This is a genomic window from Nonomuraea sp. NPDC050451, assembly GCF_044458585.1.
The window spans coordinates 343,059-367,012 of sequence record NZ_JBITHZ010000004.1 but is presented as its reverse complement, the minus strand read 5'-3'; the positions used below and the strand labels follow the sequence as shown (position 1 = coordinate 367,012).

At 71.2% G+C, this 23,954-nt stretch carries 27 protein-coding genes; 14 read left to right on the top strand and 13 right to left on the bottom strand.

The genetic code is table 11. The features are described 5' to 3' along the window. The first annotated feature begins 16 nt into the window (after positions 1–16). From ACIBI9_RS16710 to ACIBI9_RS16680, 7 genes are all read left to right on the top strand, one after another. Positions 17–319: an urease subunit gamma gene (locus tag ACIBI9_RS16710; protein ID WP_397222958.1), complete on the top strand. Its 303-nt coding sequence runs from the start codon at positions 17–19 to the stop codon at positions 317–319. Further along, entirely contained in the window at positions 316–627 is a 312-nt protein-coding gene (locus ACIBI9_RS16705; protein ID WP_397222957.1) for an urease subunit beta, read from the top strand. Before ACIBI9_RS16710 ends, ACIBI9_RS16705 begins: the two co-directional genes overlap by 4 nt. After that, complete coding sequence (locus ACIBI9_RS16700) at positions 620–2,335, top strand: urease subunit alpha (protein ID WP_397222956.1); 1,716 nt, start codon at positions 620–622, stop codon at positions 2,333–2,335. Before ACIBI9_RS16705 ends, ACIBI9_RS16700 begins: the two co-directional genes overlap by 8 nt. Before the next feature lie 4 nt (positions 2,336–2,339). After that, positions 2,340–3,650, top strand: coding sequence for an urease accessory UreF family protein (locus tag ACIBI9_RS16695; protein WP_397222955.1), 1,311 nt, complete (start codon positions 2,340–2,342; stop codon positions 3,648–3,650). A 16-nt stretch (positions 3,651–3,666) separates the two neighbouring features. Continuing rightward, on the top strand, positions 3,667–4,341 hold the full coding sequence (ureG, locus tag ACIBI9_RS16690; RefSeq protein WP_397222954.1) for an urease accessory protein UreG: 675 nt from the start codon (positions 3,667–3,669) through the stop codon (positions 4,339–4,341). Then, positions 4,341–5,090, top strand: a complete 750-nt coding sequence (locus ACIBI9_RS16685) for an urease accessory protein UreD (protein ID WP_397222953.1) — start codon at positions 4,341–4,343, stop codon at positions 5,088–5,090. Before ureG ends, ACIBI9_RS16685 begins: the two co-directional genes overlap by 1 nt. 137 nt (positions 5,091–5,227) lie before the next feature. Beyond that, positions 5,228–5,698, top strand: coding sequence for a hypothetical protein (locus tag ACIBI9_RS16680; protein WP_397222952.1), 471 nt, complete (start codon positions 5,228–5,230; stop codon positions 5,696–5,698). 5 nt (positions 5,699–5,703) lie between these two features. Here ACIBI9_RS16680 and era read toward each other — a convergent pair whose 3' ends face one another. From era to ACIBI9_RS16640, 8 genes are all read right to left on the bottom strand, one after another. Then, positions 5,704–6,612: a GTPase Era gene (era, locus tag ACIBI9_RS16675; RefSeq protein WP_397222951.1), complete on the bottom strand. Its 909-nt coding sequence runs from the start codon at positions 6,610–6,612 to the stop codon at positions 5,704–5,706. 18 nt (positions 6,613–6,630) lie between these two features. After that, a complete protein-coding gene (locus ACIBI9_RS16670) occupies positions 6,631–7,086 on the bottom strand; it encodes an NUDIX domain-containing protein (RefSeq protein ID WP_397222950.1) in 456 nt (151 codons plus the stop codon). A gap of 29 nt (positions 7,087–7,115) precedes the next feature. Next, positions 7,116–7,433 carry a cytidine deaminase gene (locus ACIBI9_RS16665; protein ID WP_192791110.1) on the bottom strand — a complete coding sequence of 106 codons (318 nt, stop codon included), beginning with the start codon at positions 7,431–7,433 and terminating at the stop codon, positions 7,116–7,118. 96 nt (positions 7,434–7,529) lie between these two features. Beyond that, a complete protein-coding gene (locus ACIBI9_RS16660) occupies positions 7,530–8,159 on the bottom strand; it encodes a hypothetical protein (RefSeq protein WP_397222949.1) in 630 nt (209 codons plus the stop codon). 328 nt (positions 8,160–8,487) lie between these two features. Further along, positions 8,488–9,783: a hemolysin family protein gene (locus ACIBI9_RS16655; protein WP_397222948.1), complete on the bottom strand. Its 1,296-nt coding sequence runs from the start codon at positions 9,781–9,783 to the stop codon at positions 8,488–8,490. After that, complete coding sequence (gene ybeY, locus ACIBI9_RS16650; protein WP_397222946.1) at positions 9,780–10,256, bottom strand: rRNA maturation RNase YbeY; 477 nt, start codon at positions 10,254–10,256, stop codon at positions 9,780–9,782. The genes ACIBI9_RS16655 and ybeY overlap by 4 nt, the downstream gene beginning before the upstream one ends. Then, positions 10,253–11,293 (bottom strand): PhoH family protein, encoded by a 1,041-nt coding sequence (locus ACIBI9_RS16645; protein ID WP_192791106.1) that lies wholly within the window; start codon positions 11,291–11,293, stop codon positions 10,253–10,255. The genes ybeY and ACIBI9_RS16645 overlap by 4 nt, the downstream gene beginning before the upstream one ends. Before the next feature lie 91 nt (positions 11,294–11,384). After that, on the bottom strand, positions 11,385–11,729 hold the full coding sequence (locus ACIBI9_RS16640; protein WP_364747922.1) for a histidine triad nucleotide-binding protein: 345 nt from the start codon (positions 11,727–11,729) through the stop codon (positions 11,385–11,387). A gap of 280 nt (positions 11,730–12,009) precedes the next feature. Between ACIBI9_RS16640 and ACIBI9_RS16635 the strand changes: the two genes are divergently transcribed. Together ACIBI9_RS16635 and ACIBI9_RS16630 are read left to right on the top strand one after the other, a co-directional pair. Continuing rightward, a complete protein-coding gene (locus tag ACIBI9_RS16635; RefSeq protein WP_080047132.1) occupies positions 12,010–12,522 on the top strand; it encodes a SigE family RNA polymerase sigma factor in 513 nt (170 codons plus the stop codon). After that, the gene (locus tag ACIBI9_RS16630; RefSeq protein ID WP_397222945.1) at positions 12,519–13,172 is read left to right on the top strand and encodes a hypothetical protein; all 654 of its coding nucleotides are present in this window, start codon (positions 12,519–12,521) and stop codon (positions 13,170–13,172) included. Before ACIBI9_RS16635 ends, ACIBI9_RS16630 begins: the two co-directional genes overlap by 4 nt. 7 nt (positions 13,173–13,179) lie before the next feature. Here ACIBI9_RS16630 and ACIBI9_RS16625 read toward each other — a convergent pair whose 3' ends face one another. Genes ACIBI9_RS16625 through hrcA form a run of 3 tightly spaced genes read right to left on the bottom strand, consistent with a single transcriptional unit; the run spans position 13,180 to position 16,071 of the window. Then, positions 13,180–13,905, bottom strand: a complete 726-nt coding sequence (locus tag ACIBI9_RS16625; RefSeq protein WP_397222944.1) for a 16S rRNA (uracil(1498)-N(3))-methyltransferase — start codon at positions 13,903–13,905, stop codon at positions 13,180–13,182. 1 nt (position 13,906) lies between these two features. Next, positions 13,907–15,046: a molecular chaperone DnaJ gene (gene dnaJ, locus ACIBI9_RS16620; RefSeq protein WP_397222943.1), complete on the bottom strand. Its 1,140-nt coding sequence runs from the start codon at positions 15,044–15,046 to the stop codon at positions 13,907–13,909. An 11-nt stretch (positions 15,047–15,057) separates the two neighbouring features. Continuing rightward, positions 15,058–16,071 (bottom strand): heat-inducible transcriptional repressor HrcA, encoded by a 1,014-nt coding sequence (hrcA, locus tag ACIBI9_RS16615; protein WP_394489432.1) that lies wholly within the window; start codon positions 16,069–16,071, stop codon positions 15,058–15,060. Positions 16,072–16,538: 467 nt separating this feature from the next. Between hrcA and ACIBI9_RS16610 the strand changes: the two genes are divergently transcribed. The 3 genes from ACIBI9_RS16610 to ACIBI9_RS16600 are packed head-to-tail and all read left to right on the top strand — an operon-like array spanning position 16,539 to position 18,651. Next, positions 16,539–17,045, top strand: a complete 507-nt coding sequence (locus ACIBI9_RS16610) for a hypothetical protein (protein WP_397222942.1) — start codon at positions 16,539–16,541, stop codon at positions 17,043–17,045. 17 nt (positions 17,046–17,062) lie between these two features. Continuing rightward, a complete protein-coding gene (locus ACIBI9_RS16605) occupies positions 17,063–17,869 on the top strand; it encodes a DUF3097 domain-containing protein (protein ID WP_397222941.1) in 807 nt (268 codons plus the stop codon). Next, positions 17,866–18,651, top strand: a complete 786-nt coding sequence (locus ACIBI9_RS16600) for a DUF4870 domain-containing protein (RefSeq protein ID WP_397222939.1) — start codon at positions 17,866–17,868, stop codon at positions 18,649–18,651. Before ACIBI9_RS16605 ends, ACIBI9_RS16600 begins: the two co-directional genes overlap by 4 nt. On the opposite strand, the gene hemW is transcribed toward ACIBI9_RS16600, so the two are convergent. After that, a complete protein-coding gene (gene hemW, locus ACIBI9_RS16595) occupies positions 18,648–19,868 on the bottom strand; it encodes a radical SAM family heme chaperone HemW (RefSeq protein WP_397222938.1) in 1,221 nt (406 codons plus the stop codon). The two genes, ACIBI9_RS16600 and hemW, sit on opposite strands and share 4 nt — an antisense overlap. Before the next feature lie 92 nt (positions 19,869–19,960). Between hemW and ACIBI9_RS16590 the strand changes: the two genes are divergently transcribed. Together ACIBI9_RS16590 and ACIBI9_RS16585 are read left to right on the top strand one after the other, a co-directional pair. After that, complete coding sequence (locus ACIBI9_RS16590; RefSeq protein WP_397222937.1) at positions 19,961–21,166, top strand: styrene monooxygenase/indole monooxygenase family protein; 1,206 nt, start codon at positions 19,961–19,963, stop codon at positions 21,164–21,166. A gap of 51 nt (positions 21,167–21,217) precedes the next feature. Then, positions 21,218–22,465 (top strand): glycoside hydrolase family 18 protein, encoded by a 1,248-nt coding sequence (locus ACIBI9_RS16585; RefSeq protein WP_397222935.1) that lies wholly within the window; start codon positions 21,218–21,220, stop codon positions 22,463–22,465. A gap of 725 nt (positions 22,466–23,190) precedes the next feature. On the opposite strand, the gene ACIBI9_RS16580 is transcribed toward ACIBI9_RS16585, so the two are convergent. After that, positions 23,191–23,826 carry an MOSC domain-containing protein gene (locus ACIBI9_RS16580; protein WP_397222934.1) on the bottom strand — a complete coding sequence of 212 codons (636 nt, stop codon included), beginning with the start codon at positions 23,824–23,826 and terminating at the stop codon, positions 23,191–23,193. Positions 23,827–23,954: the final 128 nt, after the last annotated feature.

Here is a 23,954-nt window from a genome sequence, read left to right as displayed (position 1 = left end):
TTCCTATGGTCCGGCCATGCGGCTTACCTCACACGAGCAAGAACGGCTGCTCATCCACGTCGCCGCCGGGGTGGCGCGCGAGCGGCAGGCCAGGGGCCTGCGCCTGAACCATCCCGAGGCTACCGCCATCATCGCGTCGTTCCTCATGGAGGGGGCCAGGGACGGGCGCTCCGTGGCCGACCTGATGGAGGCCGGACGGTCGGTGCTCGACCGGGCCGACGTCATGGAGGGCGTGCCGGAGATGCTGGAGAGCGTGCAGATCGAGGCGACGTTCCCCGACGGCACGAAGCTGGTCACCGTACACAGGCCCATCCCGTGATCCCGGGCGAGTACGTGCACCCCGAGGGGGCTCACCAGCTCAACCCGGGGCGCGAGCGCCGCACGCTGCGGGTCGTGAACACGGCGGACCGGCCGGTGCAGGTGGGCTCGCACTACCATTTCGCGGCCGCCAACCCGGGGCTGGAGTTCGACAGGAAGGCGGCCTGGGGCATGCGGCTGGACGTGCCGGCGGGGACGGCGATCAGGTTCGAGCCGGGCGTCGAGCGCGACGTGACGCTCGTGCCGCTGGCGGGCAACCGGGTCGTGCCCGGGCTGCGGCCGGAGTGGGCGGGGCCGCTCGATGGCTGACGGAGCTCGGATCTCGCGCGCCCGGTACGCGGCGCTCTACGGTCCCACGGTCGGCGACCAGATCCGGCTGGCCGACACCGACCTGTTCATCGAGGTCACCGAGGACCTGTCGATCGGGCCCGCCGGGCCGGGCGACGAGGCGGTGTTCGGCGGCGGCAAGGTCATCCGCGAGTCCATGGGGCAGGCGCGGACCACCCGGGCGCAGGGCGCGGCCGACCTGGTCATCACGGGCGCCGTGATCCTCGACCACTGGGGCGTGGTCAAGGCCGACGTCGGCATCCGCGACGGCCGCATCTACGCCATCGGCAAGGCCGGCAACCCCGACACGATGGACGGCGTCGACCTGGTCATCGGGCCGTCCACGGAGGTGCTCGCGGGCAACGGCAAGATCCTCACCGCCGGGGGCGTCGACTCGCACGTCCACCTGATCTGCCCGCAGGTCCTCGACGAGGCGATCGCCTCCGGTGTGACCACGATCGTCGGGGGCGGCACCGGACCCGTCGAGGGCACCAAGGCGACGACCGTCACCGGCGCCTGGTACCTGGGCCGGATGCTGGAGTCGCTGGACGCGTACCCGCTGAACTTCGCGCTGCTCGGCAAGGGCAACACCGTCTCCACCGACGGCCTGATGGAACAGCTCGAGGCCGGGGCCTCCGGCTTCAAGCTGCACGAGGACTGGGGCTCGACGCCGGCCGCCATCGACGCCTGCCTGAGCGTGGCGGACGCGTCGGGGGTGCAGGTGACGCTGCACACGGACACGCTGAACGAGGCGGGGTTCGTGGAGTCGACGCTGAAGGCCATCGGGGATCGGATGATCCACGCGTACCACACCGAAGGGGCCGGCGGCGGGCACGCTCCCGACATCATCCGCGTCGCCGCCTACCCCAACATCCTGCCCTCCTCCACCAACCCCACCCGGCCGCACACCGTCAACACGCTGGACGAGCACCTCGACATGCTCATGGTGTGCCACCACCTCAACCCGTCGATCCCGGAGGACCTGGCGTTCGCCGAGTCGCGCATCAGGCCGACGACGATGGCCGCCGAGGACGTGCTGCACGATATGGGGGCGATCTCGATGATCGGCTCGGACTCGCAGGCGATGGGGCGAATCGGGGAGACGATCATCCGTACGTGGCAGACGGCTCACGTCATGAAGGGCCGCCGGGGGTCGCTCGGTGGCCCCGCGGACAACCTGCGCGCCCGCCGCTACATCGCGAAATATACGATTTGTCCGGCTATCGCCCACGGCCTGGACGGCGAGATCGGCTCCGTCGAACGCGGCAAGCTCGCCGACCTCGTCCTCTGGGACCCGGCGTTCTTCGGGGTCAAGCCCGACCTCGTGCTCAAGGGCGGCGTGGTGGCCTGGGCGCAGATGGGCGACGCCAACGCCTCCATCCCGACGCCGCAGCCGGTGCTGCCCCGTCCCATGTTCGGCGCCTCACCGGTGACCGCCGCCGCCACCTCGCTCCACTTCGTCGCACCGCCGGCCCTGGAGTCCGGCCTCGCCGACCGGCTGTCCGTACGCCGCCGCCTGGCTCCGGTGGCGGACGTACGGCGGCGCGGCAAGTCCTCGATGCCGCTCAACGACGCCATGCCCCGGATCGAGGTGGCGCCCGACACGTTCGAGGTCCGCATCGACGGCGACCTCGTCGAACCGGCCCCCGCCGCCCGCCTTCCCATGGCCCAGCGCTACTTCCTCTTCTGACGCGATGAACCCCGCGCTGCTCCTCCTCGCCGACTCCCGCCTCCCGGCCGGCGGCCACGCCCACTCGGGCGGCACCGAACGGGCCATCGCGTCGGGAGCGGTCTTCGACGTGCCGTCGCTGGCCCGCTTCCTACGAGGCCGCCTCCACACAACCGGCGCCCTCGCCGCCACCCTCACGGCCGCCGCCCACACCCACGCCACCACACCGACCACCACCCCACCAACGCCGCCCACCTCACCACCAGACGTTCCACCGCCCACCACCCGGCCACATGCCACCACACCACCACCGGGGGCCACCTCACAGCCCACCCCGCCAGCGTCGGCCGCCCCGCGAGCGGTCGGCGCGTCGCCAGCGGTCGGCGGCTCGCTGCCCGTCGTGGCAGCTGCGCTGACGGCCCGCGTCCAGACCGCCGCCCTGCCCGGCCCTCCGGTCCCAGGCGCGAGCTCAGCCGACCCCGCCACCGCCGGCACGCGGCCCACCACCCCACCTCAGCCACCCTCCAGCGCGAGCACCGCCATCACCGAGCCGGCACCCGGCATCGTGCCCCCAGGAACGGGAAGTGGCGGCGGCCTGGTCGCGTCACCGTGGGGAACCGGAAAGCCCGGCGCCGAGCCGCCATCCGGACCGAGAGCCGTCGCCGAGCCGCCATCCGGACCGAGAGCCGTCGCCGAAGTCGGTCAGGCCGTGCCCGAGTCGCCGTGGGTGCTGCTCGACGCCGAGGTCGATGCCAGGACCGCCTCCCCCGCCCAGCGGGACGCGTCCAGGACCCAGGGCAGGCTCCTCCTCAGGGTCGCCCGCCGGGTGTGGCCGTCCCCTGTGCTGGAGGAGCTGGCGCGAGCCGTACCGAGCCCCCATCACCCGATCGCCCTCGGGGCGGTGGCGCACGCGGCGGGCGCCACGGCCGAGGAGGCGGCCATGGCGGCGGCGTACCACGCGATCAGCGGCCCGGCCACGGCGGCGGTGCGGCTCCTGGGTCTTGACCCGGTGGCTGTGCACGGCCTCCTGGCAGACCTCACCCCCGACCTCACGGCCATCGCCACCCAAGCCCACCTCGCCGTCACGAACGCCCGCGCCACCGCAATGGCGGACACCGACTCAACCGGCCACCCCAACGTGGCGGACGCCGACTCAACCACCCGCCCCGACGTGGCGGACGCCGACTCGACCGGCCACTCCGGCGTCACGAGCCAGACCCCGGACCCCGCGGACCCGCGCCCCTGGTTGGGGGCGCTGCCCGCGTACTCGTCCCCAGCCCTTGACCTCCTGGCCGAGCAGCACGCGCGCGCCGAGGTCAGGTTGTTCGTCTCCTAAGGAAGGATCCCCAGACATGGGTGCCAATCACGACGACCACCACCACGCCCCCGACGGTCGCGGCCGGGCGCTGCGGCTCGGGGTGGGCGGGCCGGTGGGGAGCGGCAAGACGGCCCTGGTGGCCGCGCTGTGCAGGACGCTGGGCCCGTCGCTGTCCCTGGGGGTGGTGACGAACGACATCTACACCACCGAGGACGCCGACTTCCTGCGCCGGGCGGGCGTGCTCGACCCCGAGCGCATCCTCGCCGTCGAGACCGGTTGCTGCCCCCACACCGCCATCCGCGACGACATCGCCGCGAACCTCGACGCCGTGGAGACCCTGGAACACCGCTTCGGCCCGCTGGACCTGGTGATCGTGGAGAGCGGCGGCGACAACCTGACGGCCACGTTCAGCCGGGGGCTGGCGGACAAGCAGATCTTCGTCCTGGACGTGTCGGGCGGCGACAAGGTGCCGCGCAAGGGTGGCCCGGGGGTGACGACGGCGGACCTGCTGGTGGTCAACAAGACGGACCTGGCCCCCATGGTGGGCGCCGACCTGGGCGTGATGGACCGCGACGCGGCGGCCGTACGGGGTGACAGGCCGGTGCTGTTCACCTCGATCAGGCAGGACCCCACCGCCGCCGCGGTCGCCGCCTGGGTGTCCGACCAGGTGATGGCCTGGTCCCACACCCACGCGGCCCCCGTCTCCTGATGCCCGCCAGCGTCCGGTCCGGCCGCCGCGGGATGCGGGCGAGCGCCGCCGTCGCGACGGCCTCGTCCCCGGACGGCCGGACTCTCCTCCGCCGGCTGGCCTCGGCGCCGCCGCTGACGCTGCGCCAGACGGGCCCGTACACCGTGCATCTCATTTCCACGGCGGCGGGCCCGCTCGGCGGCGACCGGCTCTCCCTTGACCTGGACGTCGCCCCGCGCACCACCCTGGAGCTGGGCTCGGTCGCCAGCACCCTGGTCCTGCCGGGGGACGGCACGTCCGAGATGCTGGTCACGGCCCGGGTGGGGGCGGGCGCCACACTCCGCTTCACCCCGGAGCCCACGGTGCTCGCCGCCGGGTGCGAGCACCGGCTCCTGGTACGCCTCGAGCTGGCGGCGGACGCCGAGGTGCTGTGGCGCGAGGAGATCGTCTTCGGTCGCCATGGCGAGGTCTCGGGGCGGTGTCACGCCCGCTTCGACGCGACGTGCGACGGGCGCCCAATGCTTCGGCAGGAGTTCACCGTGGGCGGCGATCCGGCCGTGGACGCGTCCCCGGCCGTCTACGGCTCTGCCCGCTGCGTCGGCACCACGTTCCTCACGACGTCCGCCAAGGAGCCGGTCGTGGCCGAGGGCGTCGCCGTCCTGCCCCTGGCCGGTTCGGGGACGCTCGTGTCCGCCCTGGCTGCGGACGCCGTCCAGCTCCGCTCCCGCCTCGAATGGGGCGAACGCACCACCCTCACCCCCGAGCCCTAGCCCTCAAGGGTGGCGGCGGCGATCGGTGGCCGTCGGTGGCGGGCGGGGACGGCGCCCGGGTCCGGTGGGCGGTGGTGATGGTGACGACCCCGTTGCGTACGGTGGTGGGAGGCGCGTGTCCGGCTTACAGTGATCGTGTGGCCGATTACCTCCAGCCCGCCCCCGCCAAGCCGGCGACCCGCCGCGGCTACGCCCTGGCCGTGGTGGTGGCCGGAGCGTTGCTGGTGTTCTGTGCCGTCCTCCCGTGGGCCGGTCTCGAGGTACGCAGCGAGCTGATCGGCGGCGGGCTGGCCAACGACATCCGGGGCATCGACGACACGTTCGGCGTCTACACGCTGATCGCGGGCCTGGCGGCGCTGGGCTGCGGCATCGCCGGGCTGCTCACCCGCCCCAGGGTCGCCGCCCTGGCCGCCGTCCCGGGGGCGGCGGCGGTGGCGGTGCTGGTGCTCTTCATGACCGACGGCAGCAGCGTCCGCGACCGGGTCTCCTTCGACCTGGGTGAGGTGCTGTCGGTCGCGCCGGTGATCAAGTTCGGCTGGTTCGCGGCCATGGGCTGCGCGGTGGCGGTCGTCGTGCTGTCCGTCCTGGCGCTGGTCCGCCGCCCCTGAGCCGATCAGTCGTAGAAGCCCAGCCGGCGCAGCTGCTTGGGGTCGCGCTGCCAGTCCTTGGCCACGCTGATCCGCAGGTCCAGGTAGACGCGGGTGCCGAGCAGGGCCTCGATCTGCTTGCGGGCCTTGGTGCCCACCTCGCGCAGCCGCTCACCCTTGTGCCCGATGACGATCGCCTTCTGCGAGGGCCGTTCCACGAACAGGTGCGCGTAGATGTCCAGCAGGTCGTCGCGCCCCTCCCGGGGCATCATCTCGTCGACGACCACGGCGATCGAGTGGGGCAGCTCGTCGCGTACGCCTTCCAGCGCCGCCTCCCTGATCAGCTCGCCCACCAGCACCTGCTCGGGCTCGTCGGTGAGCTGGCCGTCCTCGTAGAGCGGCGGCGACTCGGGCATGTGCTCGATCAGCACCTCGGCCAGCACGTCGAGCTGCTCGCCCGACTGCGCCGACACCGGCACGATCGCGGCGAACTCTCCCACCTGCGACACCGCCAGCAGCTGCTCCGCGATCTGCTCCTTGGACGCCAGGTCGCACTTGGTCACGACCGCCACGACCGGCGTCTTCTTCACCGCCGCGAGCTTGTCGGCGATGAACCGGTCGCCCTTGCCGATCGGCTCGTTGGCGGGCACGCAGAAGCCGATCACGTCGACCTCGGTCAGCGTGGACAGCACCAGGCTGTCGAGCCGCTCGCCGAGCAGCGTGCGCGGCCGGTGCAGGCCCGGAGTGTCGACGATGACGAGCTGGGCGTCGGGCCGGTGCACGATGCCCCTGATGGTGCGCCTGGTCGTCTGCGGCTTGGACGAGGTGATCGCCACCTTGCTGCCGACCAGGGCGTTCATGAGCGTGGACTTGCCGACGTTCGGCCTCCCCACGAAGCAGGCGAATCCGGCGCGATGGTTGTCTGGCGAAGTCACATTCTGCATTGTGGCCTATCAGCGGGCATGGGCACGCCACCAGGTGAACGCCTGGGGCGCGGCAATCGGGGTCCAGCGCGTCGTCGGCAGCTCCGCAAGCTCCTGCTCGGTCACCCACCGGTAGTCGTTGATCTCGACGCCGTCGGGCTCCGGACCGGCGGAGCCGGGGGCGATCACGCAGGCGTAGGCGGCGATGACGTAGCCGACCTCGTGGCCGTTCGGGTAGACGGTGCGGAACTCGGGGCCGCCGAACACGCCGATCAGGCCGCGTACCTCGATGTCGACGCCGAGCTCCTCGCGCAGCTCCCTGACGATGGCGTCCTCGGGCCGCTCGTCAGGGTCTATGCCGCCGCCGGGCGCCGCCCAGAGGCCCACGTCGCCGTGGCGGGCGACCAGCAGCCTCCCGGCGTCGTCGAACACGAACCCCGCCGCCGACGGCAGCATGAGCAGCTCAGAGCCAACCTTTTCCCGCAATTTCGCCAAAAATGGCGACATCGGCATGGTCAGCCCCGCAGCTTGCCGTCGGGACCGGCCACGAGCAGCGCCTTGACGCCCAGCTCCGCGGCCACGGCCTCGTCGGCGGCGCTCGGCGCGCCCTCGCTCACCAGCGCCACGGCCTCCAGGGACCGCGCGCCGCTGGAGACCGCCATGGCCACGGCCACCTGCACCGCCGACAGCGTGAGCGCGTCCAGGGCCACGTCGGTCGCCGAGTACGTACGGCCGGTCTCGTCGCGTACGGCGGCCCCTTCCGCGGACTCGTTACGCGCCCTCGCGGCCCGGGCCAGAGTAATGATCTTGCTGTCTTCAGGATCGAGTGTCACGGGAACAAGGCTAACGAGAAATCCGCCAAGCGGATCGCCGCTGCGACGTCGACCAGGCACGGCAGTAGAGCGGCAAACCGATGAGCAGGTTTCTCGTCAGCTGGTCCCGGCCATGGAGATGACCGCGTCGACCACATCGCTGGTGCGGGCGGCGTCCACCTCGTTCATGCCCGTGTGCACGACCGACACCAGCGTGTCGCCCACCCGCGACAGCACCACGTCCATCGCGTACGGGTAGCCGTTCAGGCGCCCGCTCAGCCGCGCGCCCACGGTCTCGTCGGCCGAGTTCTCGACCGGGAGCTCCTGCGAGCGCAGATCGGTGCCGGAGGACGTACGTACCTCCCGGCACGACTCCAGGGCCTCGGCCAGCGCGTCGAGGTGCTCCTCGGCCTCCCCGTCGGCGTACCGGGCCAGCCCCACCCCGGCCTGCTCCCCCAGCCCGTCGCCGCGGTAGCTGACCGCCGCCTCGGCCGTCAGCGCCTGCCTCGGCGCCAGCCCCCCGACGGGCTCGAGCACGGCCTTGCAGTTCGTGTCGGCCTGCGCGAACGGCATCCGCCACGCCTGCTCGGGCCGGGCCGTGAAGCCGTCGGGCAACGGCGGCTCCTTGCTGAGCACCTCGCGCAGGCGCGCGGTGGCCTGCGCGTCGAGAGCGCTCCCCGTCTCCCCGCCGACGCAACCCCCCAGAACGCCGGCCAGCAGGGCACAGGCGATGATCTCGCGTTTCATGATTCCCCCTGGATCGCAGCCTCCCCCACCGACGAATGCGGCAATCCACCGGAGCTTCCACCAATGCGCAAAAAGGGTGCCCTCACCCGGTTTTCCGGACGAGAACACCCTTTACGCCGACCTGCGTCCCGGCCAGCCGGCCGGGACACTGTCGTTCCCCCCAGGGACATCCTCTCGCCGCGAACCCCACCCGGCGTTCGGATGCTTTCCCCCTCTGACACCCACCGCACTGGATGTCGTGGTTAGAGAGTGCCCGGCCCGGCTTGCAGAAGACTTGTAGAACGCTTGCGACCTTCGTCCAGCTTCGTCCCACCCGCCCTGGGACAGGTCAGTCGTGCTCGGCGCCGGCCGGTTCGGGGTCGTTCTCCGGGGGGTCGGCGCGGCGGACCACCACCGTGCTGATGCGGTTACGGCGGCCCGCCAGGCTCTCGGCGGTGAGCGCGAGCCCGGCCACCTCGGCCTGCGACCCGGCGATGGGCACCCGGCCCAGAGCGTGGGCGAGCAGGCCGCCCACGGTCTCCACGTCGTCGACCTCGATCTCCGTGTCGAACAGCTCGCCCAGCTCGTCGACCGGCATCCGGGCCGTCACCCGCACCCCGCCGTCGGACATGGGCTCGACGCGGGGCGCCTCCTGGTCGTACTCGTCGGTGATCTCGCCGACGATCTCCTCCAGCACGTCCTCGATCGTGACCAGCCCAGCGGTGCCGCCGTACTCGTCGATGACGATGGCGATGTGGATCTGGCGCGCCTGCATCTCCCGCATGAGCTGGTCGATGGGCTTACTCTCGGGCACGTACGCGGCCGACCGCATGATCGACTCGACCGTCTCCTTGCCCCCGCCCTCGCCGGACTCGTGGATCATGCGGGCGATGTCCTTGAGGTAGGCGATGCCGATGACGTCGTCCTCGTTCTCGCCCACGACGGGGATGCGGGAGAACCCGCTGCGCAGCGCCAGCGACAGGGCCTGACTGATCGTCTTGCCGCGTTCGATGTAGACCATGTCGGTGCGGGGCACCATGACCTCGCGCACCAGCGTGTCGCCCAGCTCGAAGACCGAGTGGATCATCTCGCGCTCGTCCGGCTCGATCACCCGGCGCTCCTCGGCCAGGTCGACCAGCTCGCGCAGCTCGGCCTCCGAGGTGAACGGCCCGTCGCGGAACCCCTTGCCGGGGGTCAGGGCGTTGCCGAGCAGGATGAGCAGCTTGGGCAGCGGGCCGAAGATGCGGGTCAGGCCGTAGACGATGGGGGCGCTGGCCAGCGCGACCGGCTCGGCGTGCTGGCGGCCCAGCGTACGCGGCATGACGCCGACCACGACGTAGCTGACCACGATCATCACGACCGCGGCCCAGACGTACGCCCAGCCCTGGTCGTGCATGAGGTCGATGAACAGCAGGGTCGCGATGACCGTGGCCACCAGCTCGCAGCTCAGCCTGAGCAGCAGGAGCAGGTTGAGGTAGCGGGGCGGGTCGTCGACGATGGCCTGCAGGCGCACCGCGCCCCGCCGGCCCTCACGCACGTATTCTTCGGTGCGCACCCTGGAGATGCGCGTCAGTGCCGTCTCCGCGCTGGCGATCAGGCCACCGATGATCACGAGCGCGATGGCCGACAGCAACCAGGCGTTCACCGCGGGTTGCGCACCTCCTGCCACGACTCCAGGAGCCGGGCCTGCAGGCCGAACATCTCCTTGTGCTCCTCGGGCTCGGCGTGGTCGTAGCCGAGCAGGTGGAGGATGCCGTGGGTGCACAGCAGCTCCAGCTCGTCGGCCGTGCTGTGGCCCGCCTCCTTGGCCTGCCGGGCGGCCACGTGCGGGCAGAGCACGACGTCGCCGAGGAGCGCCGGGTCGGGGGGGCTCTCCGAGTCGCCACGCGCCCCGCCGCCGGGGCGCAGCTCGTCCATGGGGAACGCCAGCACGTCGGTCGGGCCCGGCTCGCCCATCCACTTCTCGTGGAGCTCGGCCATGGCGTCCTCGTCGACCACGACGATGGACAGCTCGGCGAGCGGGTTGATGCCCATCTCGCCGAGCACGTGAGCGGCCAGGGCGACGAGCTTCTCCTCGTCGACCTCCACGCCGGACTCGTTGTTGATCTCGATGCTCATGGTCGCCGCTTCCCCCGGTGCTGGATGCTCTTGGGCTCCTGAGCGGCCTGCGTGGCGTCATAGCGCCCGTACGCGTCCACGATCTCGCTCACCAGCTTGTGACGGACCACGTCGGCGCTGGACAGGCGCGCGAAGTGGATGTCGGGGATGCCGTCGAGGATCTCCTGGACGACCCGCAGCCCGCTCACCGTGCCGGCGGGCAGGTCGACCTGCGTCACGTCACCGGTCACCACGATCTTGGAGTTGAACCCGAGCCGGGTGAGGAACATCTTCATCTGCTCGGCCGAGGAGTTTTGCGCCTCGTCGAGGATGATGAACGCGTCGTTGAGCGTGCGGCCGCGCATGTACGCCAGCGGCGCGACCTCGATCGTGCCCGCGGCCATCAGCTTGGGGATCGAGTCGGGGTCGACCATGTCGTGCAGGGCGTCGTAGAGCGGTCGCAGGTAGGGGTCGATCTTCTCGTACAGCGTGCCCGGCAGGAAGCCCAGCCGCTCGCCGGCCTCGACGGCCGGGCGGGTCAGGATGATCCGGTTGACCCGCTTCTCCTGCAGCGCCCGCACGGCCTTGGCCATCGCGAGATAGGTCTTGCCGGTGCCCGCCGGGCCGATGCCGAACACGACCGTGTGCTTGTCGATCGCGTCCACATAGCGCTTCTGGTTGACCGTCTTCGGCCTGATGGTGCGCCCGCGCGAGGAGAGGATGTCGAGCGACAGCACCTCGGCGGGACGGTCGGAGGTCATGCGGAGCATGGCGATGCTCCGCTCGACCGCGTCGGGGGTGAGCTCGCCGCCGCTGCGCAGGACCTCGACCAGCTCCTCGAAGAGCCGCACCACGGTGCCGCTCTCGTCGGGGCTGCCGGTGACGGTGATCTCGTTACCCCGTACGTGGATGTCGGCCCTGAAGGCACCCTCGATGACGCGTAGCAGCTCGTCGCGGGAGCCCAGGAGGCTGACCATCGAGTATTCGTCCGGAATCAGCACCTTGGCTTGAGTGCGCGAGGGAGGTGCCGTACGTCGGGATTCGTGTAGTTCGGACATGGGCAGGCCCGCGGCCTGATGCCTCCAGGTCTCTTGCGTTGTTCGTCTGAGCCCATCGTATCCGGGACCAGGCCGATTGCTCTCCCCAATATCAGCCGGGCGGCCAGGTGAGGCCACGGCCGCCCAGGACGTGGGCGTGCACATGGAAGACCGTCTGCCCGGCGCCGGGCCCGGTGTTGAAGACCACGCGGTAGCCGCCCTCGGCCACGCCCTCCTGCACGGCCACGGCGTGGGCGGTCTTGAGCACGTCGTCGGCCAGCCCGTCGTCGGCCCGGGCGAGCTCCGCGGCGTCGCGGTGGTGCTGCTTCGGGATGACCAGCACGTGGGTCGGGGCCTGCGGGTTGACATCGCGGAACGCCAGCGTCCTGCCGGTTTCGTAAACGATCTCGGCGGGAATCTCCTTGGCGACGATTTGACAGAAGAGGCAATCGCTCACCCGGCCACCCTATCGAGACCCCCGACGTTCGGAACCCGTTGCGAATCGGTAATCAGCTGTGTCGTGCGCAGGAAGATCCACACGGTTAGGGTAAGTGTGCGACACTTCAGCAAAAAAAGAGACGATTCAGGGTCGGGCGAGCGCCACCTGGCGAGGACACGACTGGGTAATGCACCCTAAGGAACCGGGGAAACCTCAAGAACCGGAAGAGCGTAAACCCTCTGGGAAGGCCGCGCGTCCCACTGATGTGACCACCGAAACCCTTCTGGCCGACAGGTCGATGGGGGCGGTGCCGGTCGGGTGGGATGCCGACATGGCCGTGACCGCGCTCTATAGCGCGCATTTTCGGTCGTTGGTGCGTCTTGCTGTGTTGCTGGTGAGAGACATAGCAACAGCTGAGGAAGTCGTGCAGGATGCGTTCGTCGCCATCCACGGTGCCTGGCGCAGACTTCGTGACCCCGACAAGGCACTCGCCTACCTCCGTCAATCCGTCGTCAACCGGTCCCGTTCCGTGCTGCGTCACCGCGCGGTCGTCGAGAAGTACGCCCCCAAGGGCCTGCCGGACGCCCCGAGCGCCGAGAACGGCGCGATCGGCGAGCTGGAACGCTCCGCCGTCATCGAGGCGTTACGGGCCCTGCCGACCCGACAGAGAGAAGCACTGGTTCTGCGGTACTACGGTGATCTGTCCGAAGCTGAGATAGCCCACGCGATGGGCATCAGCAAGGGCGCGGTCAAGAGCCACACCGCACGTGGCATGGCCGCCTTGCGATCCGTTCTGGAGAAAATGTCATGACCCAGCCCCCCGACGAGCACGGAGACCTCCTTCGCCGTGCGCTCCGCGCGGAGGCGGACGCGGTCGTGCCCTCGCCGGACGGACTGGAGATCATCCGCGCCCGCATCGAGCGGCGCGGCGTCCGCAATCTGTTCTGGTGGCGAGCGGGCGCGGCCGCCGCCAGCGCCCTTCTGGTGGCGGGAACGATCGTGATGGCCGTTCCCAGCCTGCGCTCGCAGATCATCGACCAGCCCGCCAAGTGGGTGGACAGCGAGACGACCTCCAAGGTCCCGTCCAACTCCTCCACCACCCGCTCCCAGGAGCCGCCGCCCAGGGAGCCGACCAGCCACGACCAGCACCCGGTGGTGATCCCGGAGATCCCCTCCAAGAGCCCGACGCCGCGGCCCACGAAGAGGGCCGAATCGACCAGCAGGCCCTCGCCGACCCCCACTCCCACGGCGACGACCGAGTGCCCGTCGCCCCTGGCCGAGCAGGCCGAACCGCCGACCGACTGCCCCACGGTCTCGCCGACCCCGTCGCCGTCGCCGTCGGTGGAGGAGACCCTGCAGCCCACGGCGTGCCCGGTCGACGAGTGCCCGGTCGACGACATCACCGACGGTCCGACCGACATGACCAGCCCGTTGTTGGACGCCTCTCACACGACGCCCTGAAAGGCTCCTACCAGCGTCCGGTACGCGTGAGCAGCACGGAGGCCGCCGCCACCCCCGCCGTGGACGTACGCAGCACCGTGGGCCCCAGCAGCACGGGCACCGCCCCGGCCGCCCGGAACCCGGCCAGCTCGTCCTCCGAGACGCCCCCCTCGGGCCCCACGACCATCACGATGTCGCCCGACGCGGGCAGCGCCACGCCGGACAGCGGCTCGGCCGCCTCCTCGTGCAGCACCAGCCCCAGCGCCGCGTCCGCCAGCAGTTTCTCGACCTGCGCGGTGGTGGCGGGCTCCGTCACCTCGGGAAGGTGGAACCTGCGGGCCTGCTTGCCCGCCTCACGAGCCGTCGAGCGCCACTTGTGCAGCCCCTTGGCGACCTTGTCGCCCTTCCACTGGGTGATGCTGCGCGAGGCCGCCCAGGGCACGATGACGTCCACGCCCGCCTCGGTCATCATCTCGACGGCCAGCTCGCCCCGGTCGCCCTTGGGCAGCCCCTGGACGACGACCAGCCGCGGCCGCGGCGGCTCGACCTCGTAGCGGCGCAGCACGTCGAGCCTCAGCGCGTCCTTGAGGACCTCGCGTACGACGCACTCGGCGACCGCGCCGGCGCCGTCCGTCAGATCGATCCGCTCGCCGGCCCTCAGGCGCCGCACGGAGGCCGCGTGGCGCCCTTCCGGGCCACCGAGCGTCAGCTCGGGCCCGTCCAGCTCCTGCGACAGGAAAACCGGGACGGTCACGTCACCTGCCGTTGAAGGCGTCGCGCAGCCGCGAGAAGAAGCCCTGCTGGCCGGGGGCGAACTTGCCCGGCGGCCGCTCCTCGCCCCGCTGCTTGGCCAGCTCGCGCAGCAGCTCCTCCTGCGCGGGGTCGAGGCGGGTCGGGGTCTCGACGTTGACGTGGATCAGCAGGTCGCCGCGGCCGGACTCGTTGAGCCGCTGCACGCCCCGCCCGAACATGGTGATGACCTGGCCCGACTGCGTGCCGGGGCGGACGTCGACCTCCTCGGAGCCGTCGAGCGTCTCGACCGCCAGGATGGTGCCGAGCGCGGCGGCCGTCATCGGGATCTGCACGGTGCAGTGGAGGTCGTCGCCGCGCCGCTCGAAGATCTCGTGGGCGCGCTCGACAATCTCGAGGAACAGGTCTCCGGGCGGGCCGCCGCCGGGACCGACCTCGCCCTCGCCGGCGAGCTGGATGTGGGTGCCGTCCTCGACGCCCGCGGGGATGCGGACCTTGATCGTACGGCGGGTGCGCACCCGGCCGTCGCCGGAGCACTCCTGGCAGGGGTGGCGGATGATGGTGCCGAAGCCGCCGCACTGCGGGCACGGCCGCGAGGTCATGACCTGGCCCAGGAACGAGCGGGTGACCTGGGAGATCTCGCCGCGCCCGTTGCACATGTCGCAGGTGTCGGGGTGGGTGCCGGGCGCCGCGCCGGCCCCGTGGCAGACCTCGCAGAGCACGGCCGTGTCGACGACCAGCTCACGCGTGGTGCCGAACGCCGTCTCGCGCAGGTCGAGCTCGACCCGGATGGTGGCGTTGCGTCCCCTGCGGGCACGCGAGCGCGGCCCCCTGGCGCCGGCCGCGGTGCCGAAGAAGGCGTCCATGATGTCGCTGAAGGGGAAGCCCGCTCCGAAGCCGCCGGCGCCCGCGCCTGCTCCGGCGCCGCCGAAGGGGTCGCCACCCAGGTCGTACATCTGGCGCTTGTTCGGGTCGGACAGCACCTCGTAGGCCTGCGTGATCTCCTTGAACCGCTCCTGGGTCTCAGGATCGGGGTTCACGTCGGGATGCAGCTCGCGGGCAAGTCGGCGGTAGGCCTTCTTGATCTCGTCCTGACTGGCGTCACGGCGCACCCCGAGGGTGGCGTAATAGTCGCTGTTTGCCACTTATCGACCTCTTATGATGCAGCCAGGATCTGGCTGACGTAGCGTGCCACCGCGCGCACGGCGCCCATCGTCACTGGGTAGTCCATCCTCGTGGGCCCCAACACCCCGAGCCGGGCCAGTTGGTTGTCGCCTGAACCGTATCCGGTCGCGACTATGGATGTCCCCCGCAGATAGGGGTTTTCGGAGCCGATGCGCACGGTGAGCGCGGACGGTGTGTCTGCGGATGTCTCGCCGAGCAGTCTCATGAGCACGACCTGCTCCTCCAGCGCCTCGAGCACGTCGCGCAGGCCGGTCGCGAAGTCGGCGCCCGCGAGGTTGGCCGCTCCGGCGAACACGATCTTCTCGTCGTGCCGCTCGACCAGTGTCTCGAGCAGCACCGACAGGATCGTCGCCGCGGCGGGCCGGTCTTCGAGAGGGAGCCGCTCGGGCAGGTCGGCGACCAGCTCGGGCACGTTGCTCAGGCCGCAGCCGTCGAGGCAGGCGTTGAGCACCGCGCGCAGGTGGGCGATGCGGGTGTCCTCGATCACCTCGGGCAGCTCGATGACGCGCTGCTCGACGCGGCCGGTGTTGGTGATCAGCACGAGCATGACCCGCCGGTCGTTCAGCGGCACCAGCTCGACGTGCCTGACCGTCGAACGCGTCAGCGTCGGGTACTGCACCACCGCCACCTGCCTGGTCAGCTGCGCGAGCAGCCGGACCGTGCGGGTGACCACGTCGTCGAGGTCGACCGCGCCGGCCAGGAACGTCTCGATGGCCCTGCGCTCGGCCCCGGACAGGGGCTTGACCTGCGAGAGCCGATCGACGAACAGCCGATAGCCCTTGTCGGTCGGCACGCGGCCCGCGCTGGTGTGGGGTTGGGTGATGTAGCCCTCCTCCTCCAGCGCGGCCATGTCGTTCCTGACCGTCGCCGGGGAGACTTTCAGGTTGTGGCGCTCGGCGAGCGCCTTGGAGCCCACCGGTTCGTTGGTGGACACGTAGTCTTCGACAATGGCGCGGAGCACCGCCAGCTTCCGATCGTCGAGCACGTGCTCACCTCCTGCCTCTGACATCCAAGGAACGCAACCATCTAGCACTCTGTGTTCCTGAGTGCCAAGTGTACGGCTCTCACTCACAAGGTGCGATAACACAAGGTCGCAACCAGGCTCCTAGCTTCTTACAAGGGGCAAGTACCACACTTGCCGACATGAGCGACAACTCCCCGCCTCCGCCGTACGGGCCCCAGCCGGGTTACGGGCCTCAGCCCGGGTCGCAGCCGGGTTACGGGCCCCAGCCCGGGTCGCAGCCCGGCTACGGTCCTCAGCCCGGGTCGCAGCCCGGCTATGGCCAGCCGCCGCAGTACGGGCCTCCGCCTCAGTACGGCCCGCCACCGCAGTACGGCCCGCCGCCCCAATACGGCCCACCTCCTCAGTACGGACAGTACGGCCAACAACCCCAATTCCCCCCACGAATCGACTCGAAAGCCATCAAACCGCGACTTTGGTGGATCGCACTCGTGTGGGGCATCGCCGTGGTCTGCACGATCGTGGGCGTCGTCATATTCACCAACGGCATCGTCAGCAGCGTCGGCAACATAGCCCCCACCAGGACGTTCGCGTCCGGCGAAACCGTGACGGTGCCGATCGACCCGGCGAACAAGCCCGCCGTCTACCTCTCCAGCGACACCGCCGTCCACTACGAGTGCCAGATCACGAACGGGGCCAAGCTCGCCAAGACCACGGGCACGCAGACGGTCACGTCCGGGTCGGTCAAGTGGGAGCAGATCCTCGTGATCAACGCCCCCTCCAGGGGCGACTACCAGCTCTCCTGCACCACGCAGGAGCAGGCCGACGTGCGTTACGGCGTGGGCCGCGAGCTGACCTCGGCCGCGGGCGGCATCGCCGGCGGGGTGATGGCGCTCATCCTGATCCCCGGCGCGGGACTGCTCATCGCCATCGCCGGCACCATCACCGTGCTGGTCCGCCGCAGCGGCGCGCGCAAGCGCCTTGCGGTCGGCGGGTGATTTGCTACGGTCCCCGTGTGTACGAGGGCGATGTGCTGGCGGGGAATTGGCGGCGGCCGGGCAAGGGCAAGATCCCGAAGGTGCCGGCCGAACCGGACCTCGTCGTGGAGGACGCCGACAGCGGCTTCTGCGGCGCGGTGGTGGCCTGCGACAAGGAGGCCGTCACGCTCGAAGACAGGTTCGGCAGGCGCCGGCTGTTCCCGCTCGCGCCCGCCGCGTTCCTGCTGGAGGGCAAGCCCGTGACGCTGGTACGCCCGTCGGCGGCCCCGGCGGGGCCCAGGCGCAGCGCGTCGGGCTCGATCGCCGTGGAGGGCCTGCGGGCGAGGGTCGCCCGGGAGAGTCGCATCTACGTGGAGGGCGTGCACGACGCCGCCCTGGTGGAGAAGATCTGGGGCCATGACCTGCGGGTCGAGGGGGTCGTGGTCGAATATCTGGAGGGCGTGGACCATCTGCCGGCCATCGTGGCGGAGTTCGGCCCCGAGCAGGGGCGCCGGCTGGGGGTGCTGGTCGACCACCTCGTGCCCGGCTCCAAGGAGAGCAGGATCGCCGCCGAGATCACCTCGCCGGACGTGCTCGTCGTGGGGCATCCGTTCATCGACATCTGGCAGGCGGTCAAGCCGTCCGTGCTGCGCATCCCCGCCTGGCCCGCGGTGCCGCGCGGGGTGCCGTGGAAAGAGGGCGTCATCGCCGCCCTGGGCTGGCGTATGGAGCCCGCGGAGGCGTGGCGGCGGATCCTCGGGGCCGTCTCCACGTACACAGACCTGGAGCCGGAACTGCTCGGCCGGGTCGAGGAACTGATCGACTTCGTTACGGAGGCATCATGAGCCAGGACCCACCGCAACCGCCGCCGGACGACGACGCCACCCGCTTCGTCCCCCCGTCGAGCATCCCGCCCAGCCAGGGCTCCGGCCCCCAGCAGCCGGGATACGGCCAGCAACCCGGCTCCTACGGCCAGCAACCCGGCTCCGAGCCCGGGGTTTACGGGCAGCAGCCCGGCTCCGCGCCCGATTACGGCCAGCCGGGGTACGGCCAGCAGCCAGGATCCCAGCCCGGCTACGGCCAACCGGCGTACGGACAGCCTGGATACGGCCAGCCCGGCTATGGGCAGCCTGGTTACGGGCAGCCTGGCTACGGACAGCCTGGCTACGGACAGCCCGGTTACGGACAGCCCGGTTACGGACAGCCTGGCTATGGACAGCACGGTTACGGCTCCGCGCCGCAGCCGCCCGGCTACCCGTACGGCGCGCCTGGCGAGCCGTACATCCCCGGCAGGTTCGGCCCCCGCCCGGGCACCGACGACACCACCATGGCGATGCTCTCGCACCTGCTCGGCCTGCTGGTCTCCTGGGTCGGCCCGCTGATCATCTACCTGATGAAGAAGGACGAGTCCCCCTACGTCAGGGATCAGGCGGCGGAGGCGCTCAACTTCCAGATCACGATGTTCATCGGCTACGTGATCTCGGGCTTCCTGATGATCATCTTCATCGGCGTGCTCCTGCTGCCGGTCGTCTGGATCCTGTCCCTGATCTTCCACATCCAGGCCGCCATGGCCACCAACAAGGGCGAGCGATACCGCTACCCGTTCGCCGTCCGCCTGATCACCTAGACCAGCAGGTCCCTGATCAGGGCGTCGGCCAGCAGCCGCCCCTGGAGCGTGAGCACCATGAGGCCCGACCTGAACGGTCCGGGCTCCAGCAGGCCGCGCGCCAGCGCGCTCGCCACGGCCGGGCGCGCGTCCGGGGCCACCTCGGCCAGCGGGTAGCCGGACGACAGCCGCAGCTCCAGCATCAGCCGCTCGGCCGCCCGGTCGTCGTCGCCGAGCACCTCGCGCGCGTGGGCGGGCGAAGTGCCCGCGGCCAGCCGCTGGGCGTAGGCGGCCGGGTGCTTGACGTTCCACCAGCGGGTGCCGCCGACGTGGCTGTGGGCGCCGGGCCCGGCGGCCCACCAGTCGCCGCCGGTCCAGTAGAGCAGGTTGTGGCGGCAGCGGGCCCGGTCGGAGGTGGCCCAGTTGGACACCTCGTACCAGTCGAACCCGGCCTGGGACAGCAGCTCGTCGGCGATCAGGTAGCGGTCGGCGGCCACGTCGTCTTCGGGCATGGGCAGCTCGCCGCGCCTGATCCTGGCCGCCAGCCTGGTGCCCTCCTCGACGATCAGCGAGTACGCCGACACGTGGTCGGGCCCGGCCTCGATCGCGGCGGCCAGCGAGGCCCGCCAGTCGTCGTCGGACTCGCCGGGCGTGCTGTAGATCAGGTCGAGGTTGACGTGCTCGAACCCGGCCTGCCTCGCCTCCTTGACGGCCGCCGCCGCCCTGCCGGGGGTGTGCCGGCGGTCGAGCACCTGGAGCACGTGCTCGCGCACGCTCTGCATGCCGAAGCTGACCCGGTTGAAGCCGCCCTGGCGGAGCTTGTCCAGGTAGGCCGGGTCGACGGACTCGGGGTTGGCCTCCGTGGTCACCTCGGCCCCCGCGCTCAGCCCGAACTCCGAGCCGATCGCGGCCAGGATCCTGGCCAGGTCTTCCGGGGGGAGCAGCGTGGGCGTGCCACCGCCGAAGAACACTGTCTCCACCGGCAGCTCGGCCTGGCCCAGGACGCGGCGCGCGAGGCGGATCTCCTCGACGACCGTGTCCGCGTAGTCCCGGTGCGAGGCGCCGGGGCCAAGCTCGGCGGCGGTGTAGGTGTTGAAGTCGCAGTAGCCGCAGCGGGTCACGCAGAACGGCACGTGCACGTAGAAGCCGAACGGGCGCTCGCCGAGGCCCCTCAGGGCGCTGTCGGGCAGCTCGCCCGAGGTGGGCACGGGATCGCCGTCAGGCAGGGTGGATGGCACCCCTTCAGTTTGCCGGGTGTTCGAGGGTGCTATCGAACTGCAACCCCCCAGAGGTTCACTGAGGCCGTACCAGCCCGAAGGGGGTTGATCACATGGCCGGCATCGGCATCGTGGGCGCGGGAATCTCGGGGCTGACCCTCGCCCTGCGCCTGCAGCAGCTCGGCGTCGAGGCCAGGCTCTACAGCGAGCAGGACGCCGCCTCCATGCGCTCGGGGCGCCTGCCCAACACGGTGGCCAGGATGGGGCACACCCAGGCGCGGGAGCTGGAGCTGGGCAGCGAGCACTTCCGGGATCCCGGATGCCTGATGAGGTCCGCCAAGCTCTCGATCAAGGGGGATCCGCCGCTGGAGTTCCTGGCCGGGATCTCCGAACCGTTCCACGCGGTCGACTTCCGGCTGCTGCTGCCCGCGTACCTGGACGACTTCACCGGCCGGGGCGGCGAGGTCGTCGTCACCGGCGCGCCGCCGGACGCGGCGCAGGTGGATCGCTGGTCCCGGGAGCACGAGCTGATGGTGGTCACGGCCGGGCGGCGGTCGGTGGCGGAGCTGTTCCGGCGCGACCTGGCGCGCTCGCCGTTCGACCGGCCGCAGCGCGTCCTGACGGCCGGGTTGTACGGCGGTCTCGACCTCGGCCCCATGTTCAGTTACAACGTCTCGCCCGGGTGCGGGGAGATCCTGCGCATGCCGATGATGACCAGGCACGGCGTGGTCTCCAGCGTGCTGGTCGAGGCGGTTCCCGGCGGGCCGCTGGAGCCGCTCTCGCGCCTGCCCGCCGCCGAGGTCGCCGGCGAGCTGGCCGGGCTGCTCGCCGAGCACGCGCCGCGGCTGGCCGAGCGCGTGGACGGGGGCTTCGAGCTGCTGGGCGAGGACGATCTGCTGCAGGGGGCGATCACGCCGGTCGTACGCGAGGCGGTGGCCGAGCTGCCCAGCGGGCGGATCGCGCTGGCCGTCGGCGACGCCTGGATCACCAACGACCCGCTGACCGGCCAGGGCGCGAACCTGGGTTCGGCCTGCGCCTGGATCGCGGCCGACGCCATCGCGGCGGGCGGCCCGTACGACGCCGCCTTCGGCCGCGCCACGGCGGAGCGGATGTGGGAGGCGGCGGCGCCGGTCACCGACTGGACCAACGCGTTCCTGCGCCCGCCGGCCGCGCACGTCGTGACCCTGCTGCTGGCGGCCACGACCAGGCAGGACGTGGCGGACCTGGTCCTCGGCCTGTTCGCGAACCCGGCGTACGCGTGGGCGGTGATCTCGAGCCCCGAGGAGGTGGCGCGGATCGTTGACGGCGGCGGGCCATAGCTCTACTTTTAGGAAAGTTTCCTATAAGTACCCCCTCCCGGGAGTCGCCCCGTGAAGAAAACGATCCTCCTCGCGCTCTCGCTCTTACTCGGCTGCACGGCGATCTCCGCGCCCGCCGAGGCCCGAACCGGCTTCAAACGGGTCGCGTACTTCATCCAGTGGGGCGTCTACGGGCGCAACTACCACGTCAAGGACGTGGACGCCACGGGGGCCGCGGCCAAGCTCACGCACCTGAACTACGCGTTCGGGTTCGTGAACGCCGAGGGCGCCTGCTACTCGGCCGACCCGTGGGCGGACTGGCAGCGACCCGTGCCCGCGGAGCAGAGCGTGGACGGCGTGGCCGACGCGCCCGGTCAGGCCCTGAACGGCAACCTCAACCAGCTCCGCAAGCTCAAGGCCAAGCACCCGGGGCTCAAGACGATGATCTCGCTGGGCGGCTGGACCGGGTCCAAGTACTTCTCCGACGCGGTCCTCACCGCCGAGTCCCGCTCCGCGCTGGCCCGCTCGTGCATCGACCTGTGGCTGCGCGGCAACCTGCCGGACCTGCCCGCGGGCGCCGGAGCCGGGGTGTTCGACGGGATCGACCTGGACTGGGAGTGGCCGGGCTCCTCCGGCGCCGAGGGGAACGTCGTCCGGCCGGAGGACAGGCGGAACTTCACGCTGTTCGCGGAGGAACTGCGGGCGCAGCTCACCGCCTTCTCCCCGAGTGCCCAGCTCACGGCCTTCCTCCCGGCCGCGGCGGCCAAGATCGACGCCGGGTTCGAGGTGCGGCGGGTGTTCAGGGCGCTCGACTTCGCCACCGTCCAGGGGTACGACCTGCACGGGACGTGGGAGGCGCAGACCGGGCACAACGGCAACCTCTTCACCGATCGGCGGGATCCGAACCCGGTGCGGTACAGCGTGGACCAGACCGTACGCGACTACCTGTCCCGCGGGGCACCCGGCCGCAAGATCGTGGTCGGCGTACCCGCGTACGGCCAGGGCTGGACGGGAGTCACCGGCGGCGGCGACGGCCTCTACAAACCGGCCACCGGCCCCGCCGCCGGGAAGTGGGGCCCCGGGACGGAGGACTACAAGGACCTGGCCGCCAAACCCGGCAAGCGCTACCGGGACCTGCGCACCGGGGCCATGTGGCTGTATGACGGGAACGAGTTCTGGTCGTACGACGATCCGGCGGTGCTGCTGCAGAAGGCGGCATACATCCGCCTCAAGGGGCTGGGCGGCTCGATGATGTGGTCCATCGACCAGGACGACACCCACGCCTCCCTGACCTCAGCCCTGTACTCAATCCTCCACTGACCCCAACCGGCTCGCCCCCGAGCTGACCACACACCCCAACCCGGGGCCGGGCGCACACCATGCCACCCGGCCCCTCCCAACGTTCCCCTCCGCACCCCGACCCCCTCCCTGCCGCGCATACCCGAGCGCCGGGTCAGCGAGACGAGGTACGACGGGACGGGGTGCGGAGGGACGGGTGCGGCGAGACGGCGTGCGGCGAGACGGGGTGCGGCAGGCTCGGCGCACCCCGTGCGAGCGCCAAACAGCCAACGCCCGTCCCCTCCAGCACCTCGCCGCCGCGCATCCCGAGCGCCGGGTCGGCGAGACGGGGGTGCGGCGGGGCTCGGCGCAACTCGTGCGGGCGCCCAGCAGCCGATGCCCGTCCCCTCCAGCACCTCCCTGCCGCACATTCCGAGCGCCGGGCCAGCACGCATTCGGCCGAACGCACGCCCACTGCCCTTCCAGCGCCTCCCTGCCGCGCCTTCCAAGCGCCGGGTCGGCGAGACGGGGTGCGGCGGGACGGGTGCGGCGGGACGGGGGGTGCGGCGGGGCTCGGCGCAACTCGCACGGGCGCCCAGCAGCCGACGCCCGACGGCCGTCACCCCCCAGCCACCATGCCCCCTGCGCCCTTTACGCCACCCGCCCCCCTCTAGCCATCAGGCCCCTACAGCCCTTAGGTCACCCACCCCTCTAGCACCTCCATGCCACTCAACCCCTCAGCCACCCAGCAGGAGGGCCGGGCGGGCCTACGAGGGTTGGCCGCTGAAAAGGCGCTCGGCCATGCGATCCCACTCGGCGTCGTGCCCGGGAACGGCCAGGATGCGGCGCAGCGCCTCCTCGTCCCCGTGCCGGGCCCGGAACCAGTCCCCCACCGTCACCCCGATCTCGGGCCGCGAGACGACCACCACCTCGTCGCCGACCCCGAGCTCCCCAAGTGAGACCACACGCAGGTATGCCCCAGGCCGCCCCGCCGCCGTGAATCGCTTGAGCCACCCCGGCTCGTCCATCCAGTTGCGGAACACCACGCACGGTATCCGGGGCCCGCTCACCTCCAGCAGGGCGCTGCCCACCCGCCACCGCTCGCCGATCACAGCGCCCGTGACATCGACGCCGGACGTGGTGAGGTTCTCGCCGAACTGCCCGTTACGCAGCTCCCGCCCGAGCTCCCCTTCCCACCAGTCGTAATCCTCCCTGGCGTACGAGTAGACGGCTTGGTCGGGCGATCCATGGTGCTTCCGGTCAGCCCGCTCGTCACCCGCGAGCCCGTTGGCCAGTACGGCCATCCGGTGCGTGACCGCCCGCTTGTCGATCGCCGTACGCCCCAGCTTCCCCGCCCACCCAGCCTCGACCGATTTGCCCACATTTACGGAGATGACGCCCATGCTTGGACGGTAACCGAGAGCCCGCTCCCCCAGCGACCCGATAACCTCTCACCTCGATCTCCACCCCAGGGTGGAGATCCACGCACTCAACCCACGGGCCGATCCGGTACGCCCCGCCGATCCCTACG